Annotated in this window: 13 protein-coding genes and 1 rRNA gene; 10 read left to right on the forward strand and 4 right to left on the reverse strand. The window is 64.1% G+C overall.

Annotated elements, in window-relative coordinates; genetic code table 11:
• Positions 1-4 precede the first annotated feature (4 nt).
• The 7 genes from CH289_RS17910 to CH289_RS17940 all read left to right on the forward strand — a co-directional run bounded on the left by CH289_RS17910 (position 5) and on the right by CH289_RS17940 (position 4,959).
• Positions 5-292, forward strand: coding sequence for a hypothetical protein (locus CH289_RS17910; RefSeq protein WP_037182014.1), 288 nt, complete (start codon positions 5-7; stop codon positions 290-292).
• A gap of 95 nt (positions 293-387) precedes the next feature.
• On the forward strand, positions 388-642 hold the full coding sequence (locus tag CH289_RS17915; protein ID WP_019667678.1) for a hypothetical protein: 255 nt from the start codon (positions 388-390) through the stop codon (positions 640-642).
• Positions 643-647: 5 nt separating this feature from the next.
• Positions 648-1,898: a cupin domain-containing protein gene (locus CH289_RS17920; RefSeq protein ID WP_033187978.1), complete on the forward strand. Its 1,251-nt coding sequence runs from the start codon at positions 648-650 to the stop codon at positions 1,896-1,898.
• A gap of 27 nt (positions 1,899-1,925) precedes the next feature.
• On the forward strand, positions 1,926-3,047 hold the full coding sequence (locus tag CH289_RS17925) for a YbfB/YjiJ family MFS transporter (protein ID WP_094728291.1): 1,122 nt from the start codon (positions 1,926-1,928) through the stop codon (positions 3,045-3,047).
• A gap of 23 nt (positions 3,048-3,070) precedes the next feature.
• Entirely contained in the window at positions 3,071-3,466 is a 396-nt protein-coding gene (locus CH289_RS17930; RefSeq protein WP_037160248.1) for a DoxX family protein, read from the forward strand.
• The gene (locus CH289_RS17935; RefSeq protein ID WP_371828315.1) at positions 3,463-3,870 is read left to right on the forward strand and encodes a CoA-binding protein; all 408 of its coding nucleotides are present in this window, start codon (positions 3,463-3,465) and stop codon (positions 3,868-3,870) included. Before CH289_RS17930 ends, CH289_RS17935 begins: the two co-directional genes overlap by 4 nt.
• Before the next feature lie 93 nt (positions 3,871-3,963).
• Positions 3,964-4,959, forward strand: a complete 996-nt coding sequence (locus CH289_RS17940) for an MBL fold metallo-hydrolase (protein WP_094728292.1) — start codon at positions 3,964-3,966, stop codon at positions 4,957-4,959.
• Here CH289_RS17940 and CH289_RS17945 read toward each other — a convergent pair.
• The gene (locus CH289_RS17945; RefSeq protein WP_026348231.1) at positions 4,933-6,006 is read right to left on the reverse strand and encodes a DNA polymerase IV; all 1,074 of its coding nucleotides are present in this window, start codon (positions 6,004-6,006) and stop codon (positions 4,933-4,935) included. The genes CH289_RS17940 and CH289_RS17945 overlap by 27 nt on opposite strands.
• 126 nt (positions 6,007-6,132) lie before the next feature.
• Here CH289_RS17945 and CH289_RS17950 point away from each other — a divergent pair, with 126 nt between their 5' ends.
• Complete coding sequence (locus CH289_RS17950) at positions 6,133-6,798, forward strand: SIMPL domain-containing protein (RefSeq protein ID WP_020112673.1); 666 nt, start codon at positions 6,133-6,135, stop codon at positions 6,796-6,798.
• A gap of 46 nt (positions 6,799-6,844) precedes the next feature.
• Here the strand turns inward: CH289_RS17950 and CH289_RS17955 are convergent, their stop codons facing one another.
• Positions 6,845-7,519 (reverse strand): GntR family transcriptional regulator, encoded by a 675-nt coding sequence (locus CH289_RS17955; protein ID WP_019667662.1) that lies wholly within the window; start codon positions 7,517-7,519, stop codon positions 6,845-6,847.
• Positions 7,520-7,781: 262 nt separating this feature from the next.
• Between CH289_RS17955 and CH289_RS17960 the strand changes: the two genes are divergently transcribed.
• Entirely contained in the window at positions 7,782-9,197 is a 1,416-nt protein-coding gene (locus CH289_RS17960; RefSeq protein WP_019667661.1) for an MFS transporter, read from the forward strand.
• A 3-nt stretch (positions 9,198-9,200) separates the two neighbouring features.
• On the forward strand, positions 9,201-9,923 hold the full coding sequence (locus CH289_RS17965) for an aspartate/glutamate racemase family protein (protein ID WP_020112672.1): 723 nt from the start codon (positions 9,201-9,203) through the stop codon (positions 9,921-9,923).
• Here the strand turns inward: CH289_RS17965 and CH289_RS17970 are convergent.
• Positions 9,878-11,617: a metallophosphoesterase family protein gene (locus CH289_RS17970; RefSeq protein WP_462052404.1), complete on the reverse strand. Its 1,740-nt coding sequence runs from the start codon at positions 11,615-11,617 to the stop codon at positions 9,878-9,880. The genes CH289_RS17965 and CH289_RS17970 overlap by 46 nt on opposite strands.
• Positions 11,618-12,005: 388 nt before the next feature.
• Positions 12,006-12,092, reverse strand: a 5S ribosomal RNA gene (gene rrf / locus CH289_RS17975); the annotation flags it as partial.

Here is a 12,092-nt window from a genome sequence, read left to right on the forward strand (position 1 = left end):
GGAAATGACTACACCCGACAAGAATCCCGGCCTGGTGGCGCGGTTGTTCGACATCCGCTCCGTCATCGGCGCACTGCTCGGCATCTACGGGATCCTGCTGACCCTCGCCGGCCTGTTTCCATCGGTCTTCGGCAACAAGACCCACTCGTCGCCGTCGAACAACGTCGTCGACATGAGCGTCGGTACCAGCGCCAACCTGTGGGTCGGACTGGTGATGCTCGCAATCGCACTGATCTTCGGCGGCTGGGCAATCGCCCGTCCCGCAGTCGTGGGCGACGCACCGGCCGAATAAGCGCTGGGTTTAGAAGCCCGTCGAACCGTCAATCCACGACTTCGAGCGGGGACAGCCCCTCGTTCCCAGAAGTCAGGTCGACCGGAAGGTTTTCGATGAGCATCAACGACGACGACATCACCACCAGCGGATCCGGCGGAGAAGGCCCCGCTGACGGTGGATCCAACCCCAACGGCCACGACGGCGGAGCCGACGGCACCGCAGGCCCGGGTGAAGGACCCGCAGACGGCGGATCCAACCCCAACGGCCACGACGGCGGAGCCGACGGCACCGCAGGTCCGGGTGAAGGACCCGCGGACGGCGGTTCCAACCCGAACGGACACGACGGCGGTGCGGACGGCTCGGCTTGAGCGACATGCACGCAGACCAGCGCGGACCGGAATTCCGGTCCGCGCTCGGTCGTCTGATCTCCATTCCCGAGCGCGCTTTCTCCGACGAGGTGTGGGGGCGCACGCCGTTGCTCACCCGCGCCTCGGAACTCGACCGCACATTCGAGGATCTGCTGACTCCGTCCGACGTCGACGAGCTGGTGTCGCACCGCGGCGTCCGCACTCCCTTCGCACGGATGGCCAAGGACGGCGCGCTGCTGGACAAGTCCGAGTTCACGTCGTCGGCCGGCTTCGGGGCCGAGATGCCGGATCAGCTCGACTCGTCCGCGGTGTTGTCCGCGTTCGCCGACGGACACACGCTGGTGTTGCAAGGACTTCATCGCCTGTGGCCGCCGCTGATCGACTTCACCCGTGATCTGGTGGACGACCTCGGTCATCCGAGTCAGGTCAATGCGTACATCACCCCCGCCGCCTCGACGGGGTTCTCGCCGCACTACGACGTGCACGACGTGTTCGTCCTTCAGATCAGTGGCGAGAAGCGGTGGATGATTCACCCTCCCGTTCATACGCATCCCTTGTCGAACCAACCGTGGTCCGACCGGCGCGAAGCCGTCGAGAAGCAGGCCAGCAACACGCCGTACCTCGACACAATCCTGACGCCGGGTGACGTCCTCTATCTGCCGCGGGGATGGATTCATTCCGCGGAAGCATTGGGCGACACGACGATTCATCTCACCATCGGCGTGGCGTCGTTCAACAACTACGACATCGCACATCGCGTTCTCGGCGCGCTCCAGGACGACGCGCGCATCCGCGAGCCATTGCCCGCGGGACTGGACCTGACGGATCCGGACTCGACCGCACCACACGTGGACCGCGTACTCGACGACGTCGCAGCGGCATTGGAACGCATCCGATCGGATCCGGATGCCCGCCGTGCGATCGCCGACGAATTGGCCGCGCGCCTGGTCGCGATCACTCGACCGGCACCGGTCGATCCGCTGCGCACGGTCGCGTTCATCGCCGCCCTCGACGCTGCTTCCGTGGTCCGATGGAGGCAGGGGCTGTCCCCTCGCATCACCCGCAGCAACGGACGGGTCCACGTCGGCCTTCGCGACAAGACGATCTCCCTGCCCGACGAGTGCGCCGGTGCACTCGACGATCTCCGCAGCGGACAATCCCGCCGTGTCGCGGACATGCGCGGTCTCGACCCCGACAGCGCGCTGGTGGTGGTGAAACGGCTACTCAAAGAGGGCATCGTTGTGCCGTCGGAGTGATCTGCTCCCGCACGTATAGTTAGCCGAGTGAACGGAATCGCAGGTGGCCGCCGCGTCTCACTCACAGCAGCCGCGGGACTCGCCGCAGCGATGGGCGTCGGCCGGTTCGTCTTCACCCCTCTCCTACCGATCATGGTGGACTCCGCCGGAGTCACGCCGAGCAGCGGCGCAGTCATCGCGACGGCAAACTACACCGGTTACCTCGTGGGAGCGATACTTCTGTCGCTCCGACCCACCCTCAACAGCACAACGGCGTTCCGTGCCTGGGTCGCCCTGCTCGTCGCCAGCGAGGTCGCGATGGCGTTCGCCGACGGCACCCTCGTGTTCTCGATACTCAGGTTCGTCGCCGGTCTGGCGAGCGCCGCCGTGTTCCTCGGCTGCGCGAGCACCGTCGCGCGGCACGTCGGCGCGTCACCCGGCATCGCGTTCGGCGGTGTAGGAGCGGGAATCGCCGCGTCCGGCGTTCTCACTCTCGTTGCAGCACAACATCTTTCGTGGCAGGCATTGTGGATTGCGTCCGCCGCACTGACCGCCGTCGTGATCTCACCTACGTTCGCGCTCGAAATTCGCGCCGAGTCCAGGCGGCCCAGCGGCAACGTCGGGCCCTCGCCACAGGGACACCGAATCTGGCGAGTTCTGCTTGCTGCGTACTTCCTCGAAGGACTCGGATACATCATCGTCGGCACCTTCCTCGTCGCCGCCGCCGGCGGACACGGAAGCTCGTCCGTCGGCCCCGTGGTGTGGATCGTCGTCGGGTGCGCCGCAGTTCCGGCAACCGTGCTGTGGCACGCGGTCGCCCAACGCATCACACCGCCGCGAGCACTCGTCGCCGCCTTCGGCCTGCAGACGGTGTCCGCGATCCTGCCTGCAGTCAGCGACAGCCCTGCGGTCGCGCTCGTCGCCGCAGTTCTCTTCGGCGGCACGTTCATGGGCATCACCATGCTGACCATGGGCATGGCCGCCGGGCTGCCCATCGGGAGAACGGCCGCAACACTGACGACCGTCTACGGCATCGGACAGGTCATGGGCCCCCTCGTCGTCGCCCCGGCGCTCGGCGACTCCTACTCCACCGCCTTCGTGGTGGCGGCCGTCGTGTTGGCACTGGGCACGGCGGGAGCCGTCCTCGCCGCGCGACTGCACACGAACTGAACGAACCCTGGCACCATGTGGTCATGAAGGCCATCGCTCGACTACTGCTCGGCGCATTCCTCATGTTCGCGGGCTTCAGCCATCTGTTCTGGGCGCGCACAGAATTTGCCGCACAGGTGCCGACGTGGGTTCCTTTGGACACCGACTTCGTCGTTCTCGCGTCGGGCGTAGTGGAGATAGCCCTGGGACTGGCGCTCGTGTTCGTCCGTAGGCCGGCTGTGGGCTGGATCGTCGCGGCATTCTTCGTCGCGGTGTTTCCGGGAAACATCAGCCAGTTCCTGACGCACACCGACGCGTTCGGTCTCGATACCGACGCCGCACGCGGAGTCCGGTTGCTGTTCCAGCCACTGCTGATCGTGTGGGCGTTGTGGTGCACCGATGCGATCGGACGACGGCGAAGAGTAGCGTCGCGATCATGACGTCCTGGCGGGAATCCGAGTCGGTGAATCTGATGCTCGACGACCTCGACACCTGGGCCGTCGTGGGCCTGTCCGGTAATCCGCAGCGCACCGCCTACGAGATTGCTTCCCTCCTTCAACGCAGAGGCAAACGTATCGTCCCGATTCACCCGGACGCGCCGACGGTTCTCGGCGAACAGGGATACGCGACGCTCGCCGAGGTGCCGTTTCCGATCGATGTCGTCGACGTGTTCCGTCGATCCGAGCAGGCAGGTCGGTTCGCCGACGAGGCCGTCGCGGTGGGCGCGAAAGGCGTGTGGTTTCAGCTGGGCGTCATCGACGAAGCCGCCTTCGCTCGTACTCTCGCCGCCGGGGTTCCCATGGTGATGGACACCTGCCCGGCCATCGAGTGGCGTCGCCGCTGAGCTCTCGATCGGTACCCCGATTTCCCTTGTGCTCCTCGCCGGGGTCAGTATGAAGAGAAGAACTGATTACTTGGACCAAGCAACGAGGTAGGCATGAGCGACGCAGCAGCGATCGGGGACGGCATCCTCCAGATCCCCGTCCCCATCACCGACAGTCCGCTCGGCCACACGCTTGTCTACGCCATGGAGTCTCCCGGCGGCCTGGTCCTCGTCGACGCGGGATGGGACGACGACAACGCTTGGGCCGGCCTCACCTCCGGTTTGGAAGCCGTCGGACGCTCGATCACCGACGTCGAGGGCGTGGTGCTGACGCACTTCCATCCTGATCACACCGGCCTGTGCGGCCGCGTCCGCGAGGCATCGGGAGCATGGATCGCGATGCACGAGGCCGACCACGCAGAGTTCGAGGACATGACGACACCGCGAGGCCCCGAGTGGATCGAGCGCCAGCGCGCGAACATGACCGCCGCCGGCGCACCGAACGCCGACATCGCCGCATGGGAGGAACTCGAACTGCAACCGCCGACCGGGCCCGACTCGGCGCCCGATCGCATCCTTCGCGACGGCGAAACGATCGCGCTGACCGGACGGAATCTGCAGGCCGTGTTCACCCCCGGCCACACCCCGGGTCACGTGTGCTTTCATCTGCCCGACGCCGACGTCATGTTCACCGGCGATCACGTCCTGCAGAAGACGACACCCCACGTCGGCAACTTCGTCTACCCGCTCGAGGAGCGAGATGCGCTTGCAGAGTTCTTCGACTCGCTGCGCCACGTGCAGTCCATGAACGTGACGCGCGGACTGGGTTCCCACGGAATAGGCATCGACGACGTCGGAGTGCGCGCGGGCGAACTCATCGAGCACCACGAAGAACGACTCGACCATCTCCGTCAAGCATTCGCCGACGACGAGATCACCGTCTGGGAGGTCGCCGAACGCATGAAGTGGTACAAACCTTGGAGCGACATCTCCCCGTTCCACAAGACACTCGCACTGTCCGAAGCTGCCGCGCATCTTCGACACCTGGTGTCCCGCAACCAGGTTGTTCAGGTCGCCGGCTCGTCACCCGCGCTCTTCGCCAGGGCCTGAACCAGCGGGAGGCGTCATCTCGAGGCGCACGCCCATGAGGCGTACCTTGCGCGAGTGGTCCAACCTCTGCACCAACGCGGCCGCCGCGTCGGAAATGATCTGTGTGTCGAAGGTGGGCGGACCGTCGAGGGCAGCTGTGGTGGTGTGGGTTTCGAAAGGCGCGTAACGCACCTTCAGCGTTACCCGCACAGCAGGTCTGTCCTCTGCGACGAGGTCCTCACGCACCTTCAGCGCCAGAGCCCTCACCTCCTCGGTGATCGCCTCCCAATCCTCCAGGTTCTCCTGAAACGTGGTTTCCCGGCTGTGAGAACGAGCAATCCACGGCGCCGCGGACACCGGCGACAGGTCGACCCCTCGCCCTTTGGTTCCGATCCACGGCCCGGTTTTCGGACCGAACGCAGCTGCCAGCGCGGAATCGTCGGTTGCCGCCAACTCCGACACCGTGGTGATACCGAGACTCGCAAGCTTCTTCGCGGTCTTCTTCCCGATTCCCCACAACGCATCCGTCGGGCGGTCTCCCATCACCTCGAACCAGTTGGCGGACGTCAAGGTGTAGATACCCTGCGGCTTGCCGAAATCCGTTGCAATCTTCGCGCGTAACTTGTTGTCCCCGATGCCGACCGAACAATGCAGCCCGGACGCATCGAACACCGTGTCGTGAACCCTGCGTGCGAAGGACACCGGATCCTCGGTCTCGACGCCGAGAAACGCCTCGTCCCAACCCATCACTTCGACCACCACGTTCAAGCTTCGGAGTGCGTCCATCACGATGTTCGACGCCGCCGTATATGCCTCCCCGTCGACCGGCAGGAAGATCGCGTCGGGCAGCTTCTTGAACGCGACCCGCAACGGCATCCCCGATCCGACGCCGAACGCCCGCGCCTCGTAGGAGGCCGTCGACACCACTCCCCGTTCGGTCGGGTCCCCCCTACCGCCCACCACGACCTGCTTCCCCGCCAGCTCGGGATTTCGCAGCACCTCCACCGCCGCAATGAACTGGTCCATGTCCACATGCAGCACCCATCGTCGGCGCACGGATGCGGTCATGCCGCCCATTCTGCGCCAACCTCGCACCGCGCGTCGATCCCCCGGTCGGGGATGTCGCCGCGGGTCGGGTAGACACGCGTCGTTCGCTCGAATGAAGCGCTACCCCTTGTGTGCCACACTCCCATCATGGAGTCGAACCCTGTCGAGATCACGGTCGTCGGCCGAGGCCAGGCGACGTACCCGCCGGAGCGATGCACGGTGTCCCTGGCGGTTCGAACCGACGGCCGCACAGCCGAGGCTGCGGCCGAACCTGCTCACCGCCTGGTCAGAGAGCTGACCGGATTGATCGATCCGCTGTACAACCCTTCGAGCGGCCCGATCGACGCATGGGCTCTGGATCAAGTGCGGCACTCGCGGTCCAGGCCGTTCAACCACAACGGGGAACAGTTGCCGTACGTCTATCAGGCACTTGCGTCGATCGAGGTGAAATTCAGCCAGATCGACGTGGTCGACGCGTTCGTCTATGCGGTGTCGGCGCTCGACGGGGTCGACATCGGCCACTTCGATTGGTCGCTGACCGAGGCGACGTCGGCCGAGAACACCCGTCGAGTCCGCGCGAGTGCCGTCCAGGACGCACAGAGCAAGGCAGAGGTGTTCGCGCACAGCGTGGGCCGATCGACGGTCAGCGCCCGTGCGATAGCGGACCCGGGACTCCTCGGTGTTGCAGCAGCATCCCATCAGGACTATGTGGTCGCATCTCGAGCCTATGCCGCACCCGACGACGGATTCGAACTCAAACCACAGGACATCGTCATTCGCGCCGAGGTTCACGCACGGTTCGTCGCAACCTGACACCTCGATGCAGTCGTCGGGAGGTGGCCGTGACGCCCCACTGGCATCACGCCGTCGGATCGAATCCCGGAACCGAGGACAGTGTCTCGAATGTGCGCTGCCGACCCCATTCGACGTGTGAGTACGCAACGGCCGCAGCAAGTTCGGGATTACCTTCGGCTATCGCATCGACCAACGAGAGATGTTCGTTGTGCCTGACGCTGGGGTCGCGTTCCATGTTCGCGACGTTGAGCCGGTTGCTGCGTTCCCGCAAAGGTTCCATGATGACGACGAAAAGCCGGTTGCCTGCGAGTGATTCGATCGCGGCGTGAATGCCGCCACTCTCGCGATGGAACGACGGCAGGTCGCCTGCGTCCAACGCATCTCCGGCGCGCGTCACCGCACCGACGAGCGCCGACACATCAGCACCCACCGCGACCGCGGACGCAGCCTTTCGGGCCGCGAGCGGTTCCAGCGCTGAGCGCAGATCGTACAGTTCGTCCACTCCGCTCCGCGTCACCATTGTCACGACGGCGGGTCGACGCGGCGACAACGCAACGAGTCCGGCGGCCTCGAGCATAGGAAGCGCCTCACGGATCGGCACCCTGGACACATCGAGTTCGGCACTGAGATCCCGCTCGCGCAAGGGTTCACCGGCCGGGATTCGTCCATCGAGTATGCGCGCGCGAATCTCGTCGAACACACGGCGGGACAAACTCGCCGACGCTGCACCCTGTTCCATGCACTGTCCTCCATCATTGCTCGCCCATGTGTACCAGCACCAACAGCAACACCACCTCAGGTATACCAAGTGCCGAACTCGATGATGCAGCCCAACACGCGGCGACGCCAGCGAGCTCGTGTTACGCCATCTAGTCGCCGCTCTTACATGTGTTTAACAGAACGGAAACCCAACAGTGGACATCCGGCCGTAGATTCTCGCTCATCATTTGGTATACCAATGACGGTATCCATCGACCACCAGCCGCGAAAGGCACACCGGGATGAGCACCCTGCCCTCGTCGATGAACTCTCCACAGGATTCACCCGCCGAACGAACGACACTCGGCACACAGATCGAATCCGCGTACTCACGTATCGGCCTCACCTCCGCTCACATCGGGATCGTCGCCATGGTGTTGTTCGGCGTCTTCTTCGACGCCATCGAGCAGAACGCCGTCGGCATCTCCGGACCGGTCCTCCGCGCCGACTGGGGCCTCGGGGGCACCGAGATCGGGTTGCTCAACACCGCTACGTTCACAGCGGTTGCCCTCGGTCGCATTCTCGCAGGTGTCGTCATGGACCGTCTCGGCCGTCGAACTCTGTTGGGCGCCAACCTTCTGGTGTTCGCCTTCGGATCGCTTCTGTGCGCTGTCGCGCCCAACTACGAAGTTCTCGTCGCGGCGCGGTTCCTCGTCGGCCTGGGACTCGGCGGCGAAATAGCCGTTGCGGTCATCATGCTGTCGGAGTTCTTCTCGGCTCGGCACCGAGGGACAGCCGTCGGGCTGATCAACGTCGCCGCGGCAGGACTGGGCAACATGCTCGCCCCTCTCTTCGGCGTCATCGTGTTCGCCATCTTCACCGGCGAGGACCGCTGGCGATGGCTGTTCGGCATGCTGGTTCTGCCTGCACTCGCAGTGGTGTTCTATCGGAGGTCACTGCCGGAGACTCCCCGATACCTGGCGGCCACCGGACGAATCGACGAGGCCAACACCGTCATCAACCGCCTTGCTCAAGGCAAGCTCCGCGGAATTCTCGGCTCCGAGGAGGTCTATTTGGACAAGACAACGCTCGCAGCGGACACGGCTGCCCCCAAGGTTCGGTGGACCGAGATGTTCGGTGCGCGCTATCGCCGAAGCACGCTCGCCTTGGGTGTCGCAGTCTGCATGTCGTACGCCGCGCAAATCTCCATGCTGACGCTCATTCCCATCATTCTCACCGAACGTGGGATGTCGATCACGAGTGCACTCTGGTACACGCTCGTCATGCAGTCGGGTTCCCTGATCGGCGCGGTCACCGCGGCCCTGATCGCGCGAAAGCTTCCCCGCAAGATCACCCTGACGGCCGGTGCAAGCCTCGGTACCGCCGCGGCACTCGGTTTCGGTTTCTTCGCCACCGACATCGGACTGGTGTTGTTCTTCGGTGCACTCTTCAACTTCTCGGTGATTGTTCTGAACACCACCATCTGGCTGTTCGCCCCGGAGCAGTACCCGACTCGCATTCGCGGACTCGCCACCTCCGTCATCCTTGCCATCGGCTCTCTCTCGGGTGGTCTGTTCCCCTTGATCGCCGGAGCGGTACTGGACAGCTCAGGAGTCCCCGCGATGTTCGCCGTTCTCACCGCACTCTTCGTCGTATGCGCCGTCGCAGTTCAGTTCCCCCGAGAAACCTTCGGACACCCCATGCCAGAGGATGATTGATTCATGAGCAGCGTGCCCACGATTCTGGTGGTCAACCCCAACACCAACGCCTCGACCACCGACATGCTCGTCGCGGTTGCCGAGAAAGTTATGGACGGATCGAGATACGACGTCGTCGGAGTCACCGCAGCGGCGGGTCCGAGCATGATCGTCGACGCCGAAGCTCTCGACGAGGCGGCCGAACACACCGTTGCTGCAGCGCTCTCCGGTATCGACGTGCACAGGCCCTGCGCGGTGATCGTCGGCGCCTTCGGAGATCCTGGAGTCGCTGCCCTTCGGCAGCTCGTCGACATTCCCGTCGTCGGAATCGGGCAGGCCGCAGTGTCGACAGCAGCTTGCGGAGGGCGACGATTTGCCATCGCGACCACCACACCGCTGTTGGAGCCGTCGTTGCGGACGCTGGTACGACACTGCAGCCCCGATGCTGATTTCGCAGGAATCTTTCTGACGGATTCCGACCCGCTCGTCCTCGCCCGAGATCTCGACGCCACCGTGGACGAACTCGGCACAGCGGTCGACGACGCCGCCGCGGCGGGCGCCGAAGCAGTGATCATCGGCGGCGGTCCGCTCAGCGACTCAGCTCGGCAGCTCGCCCTCCGTACCGACGTGGTGATCGTGGAACCTGTTCCAAGCGCTGCATTGTGGGTGCTCGAACGCATGGAATCGAACCACGACCTCGATCAGGACGAACCGAACACACCGCTCATCGGGACATCTCGCCGATAGGTGACGCGATCGAACTCGCGGCCGTACTCGTCGATCGCGGAAATCTTCATCTCGCTCGGTGTGATTCCGGGAATCCCGGGAGCGACGTCGACGGAGACGAACGAGTAGTTTCTGAAGCGAACCCGAGACCACCCGACGGCTTCAGTGGCCTTCTCACCGTCGGGCGTCCAGACGTAGCTGTTCGGAACAGCGTTGTTCGGCAACTCGTTTCCTCTGTACGTCTCCTGCTCGGAGGGCTGAAATGTGTACCGAGGCCGGCCGCCACCGCCTACCGTGTAATACACCGTCCCGTCGGACTTCGGATACACGACGGCGTGGTCGGCCGCCGTCCGTGTCGGATGGCCGGCCCGGATGGGGTCGGTTCGTTCGAACACGTGATTGTGCCCTTGCAGAACCACATCCACCTCGTAGCGGTCGAACAACTTCGTCCATGCGTCGCGAACACCACCGTCGGATGCATGGGCTTCGGTAGTCGAGTAGGCACAGTGGTGGAAGAAGCACACCACGAAATCGATGTTCGGATCCGCCCTGAATCGTGCAAGGGACCTTTCCACCCATGTGTTCTGCCTGCCGCCGCTATAGCCGGTGTTGGCCTTGATCTCGTACGACACATCGTTGGCGTCGAGCGACAGCACGGCGACGTTGCCGTACACGAACGAATAGACCGAAGGGCAGCCAGCAGGACCGTTCTCGGGTTGATCGAGCCTGGCCGCATGTCCCCCGTACCCGTTCGCACCGTACAACGCTTCCATGTCGTGGTTACCCGTGGCGAAGAACCAGGGTGTGCTCGCCGCACTTCGCTCGATGGCTGCGAAGTAGCCGTCCCACACGAAAGGGTTGTACTTGTCGAAGCCTTTCGGCTGAGTCACCCCGCTGGGAGCGAACTGAGCAGGGAGGCCGGCGCCCGACGGATCCGCGTACGCGATGTCGCCCGCCAAAACATGAAAGTCCGGTCTGCGCGTCGCGATCTGCCCGACGATGTTCGCCGCATGACGAACGGATGGCTCGTTGTCGGCTTTGTAGTACAGATCGTCGTAATCCCCTGCCTTCAGGCCCGGCGGCCGAGAGGGTGTTTCATCGACACCTTGATCGCCCATCATCGTGAAGCGGAACGGAGCACTCCGTCCTGGAGGCAACGCTGTCCACACCGTCTGCACATCACTGACGTAGCCGTCGTTGGTACGCCAGCGATAGAAATGCGGAGTCTTGCAAGCCAGACCGTCGACGGGCACGTGAACGTAGAACTGCTCGGCACCGAGGATGCCGCCGTCGGTCTGCGGCACCTGACTGACCAGATTACGAACCTCCGCTGCAGTTGTCGCCCCCAGCGCCGGAGTCGGCCCATGATCGAGGAACACCCCCGTCACCCCGGGATTTCGCGACAACTGAGCCGAGAATCGGAGCTGCGTGGCCGAATCCACACCGAACGACGTGTGACGACCACCCACCGCCAGCGGCGCATCCTGCGCATACGCACGACCGGACCACGCTGCATTCCCAACGGCAGCCGCCGCAGCAGTCGCCGCCGAGCCAACCAGAAAGCGTCTCCGGGATACAGGATTCCGCTTCAGAAACGAACGAATCCAATCGTGCTGCTCCGCCATGGTCATATCAGCAGCAAGAGCCTCCGGAACCCCGGCGGCGACGGTTTCTCCTCGCGGATTCATCGGCACACCCCGACTGTTCCGCTGCAAAGAATACTTACCGACGCAAAAGATCGACCTGTCGATGAAGTCGACGTGAACAGCGAAGAAGAACGGGACGAACGAGTATCAAAAGGACCTTGCTCGACCTGCGTCTCAAACGCTCACCGTTGTGTCGGGTGCACGGCGTAGTGCTAGCACTGGGGTGAGGGTCCGGCACGTGGGTGACCGTCTGCGTCTCTACCTGGCGGCGGGGTGGTGGATTCACCGTCCTGTTGTGCGTGTGGTGGTGATGTCAGCGCACATTCGGGGGGTGTTTTTGCGGTGGGTGTGTCCTCGACGGGTGTCCGAGGGGGATGCACGGTGGAGTGTGTTTGGTGCGGGTATGCAGAACACCCCCGGGGACCGTGTGGTTCCCGGGGGTGTTCTGTGAAAGTGTGTTCGGCGGTGTCCTACTCTCCCACACCCTGTCGGGTGCAGTACCATCGGCGCTGGAGGGCTTAGCTTCCGGGTTCGGAATGGGACC

This window comes from Rhodococcus sp. RS1C4, from assembly GCF_002258225.1.
Taxonomy (GTDB): Bacteria; Actinomycetota; Actinomycetes; order Mycobacteriales; family Mycobacteriaceae; genus Rhodococcoides; species Rhodococcoides fascians_E.

Coding starts and splice junctions, on each gene's coding strand:
- CH289_RS17960 (WP_019667661.1), top strand. CDS start 7,782: ATGAGCACCCTGCCCTCGTCGATGAACTCTCCACAGGATTCACCCGCC.
- CH289_RS17955 (WP_019667662.1), bottom strand. CDS start 7,519: ATGGAACAGGGTGCAGCGTCGGCGAGTTTGTCCCGCCGTGTGTTCGAC.
- CH289_RS17915 (WP_019667678.1), top strand. CDS start 388: ATGAGCATCAACGACGACGACATCACCACCAGCGGATCCGGCGGAGAA.
- CH289_RS17910 (WP_037182014.1), top strand. CDS start 5: ATGACTACACCCGACAAGAATCCCGGCCTGGTGGCGCGGTTGTTCGAC.
- CH289_RS17965 (WP_020112672.1), top strand. CDS start 9,201: ATGAGCAGCGTGCCCACGATTCTGGTGGTCAACCCCAACACCAACGCC.
- CH289_RS17930 (WP_037160248.1), top strand. CDS start 3,071: ATGAAGGCCATCGCTCGACTACTGCTCGGCGCATTCCTCATGTTCGCG.
- CH289_RS17940 (WP_094728292.1), top strand. CDS start 3,964: ATGAGCGACGCAGCAGCGATCGGGGACGGCATCCTCCAGATCCCCGTC.
- CH289_RS17945 (WP_026348231.1), bottom strand. CDS start 6,006: ATGACCGCATCCGTGCGCCGACGATGGGTGCTGCATGTGGACATGGAC.
- CH289_RS17935 (WP_371828315.1), top strand. CDS start 3,463: ATGACGTCCTGGCGGGAATCCGAGTCGGTGAATCTGATGCTCGACGAC.
- CH289_RS17920 (WP_033187978.1), top strand. CDS start 648: ATGCACGCAGACCAGCGCGGACCGGAATTCCGGTCCGCGCTCGGTCGT.
- CH289_RS17950 (WP_020112673.1), top strand. CDS start 6,133: ATGGAGTCGAACCCTGTCGAGATCACGGTCGTCGGCCGAGGCCAGGCG.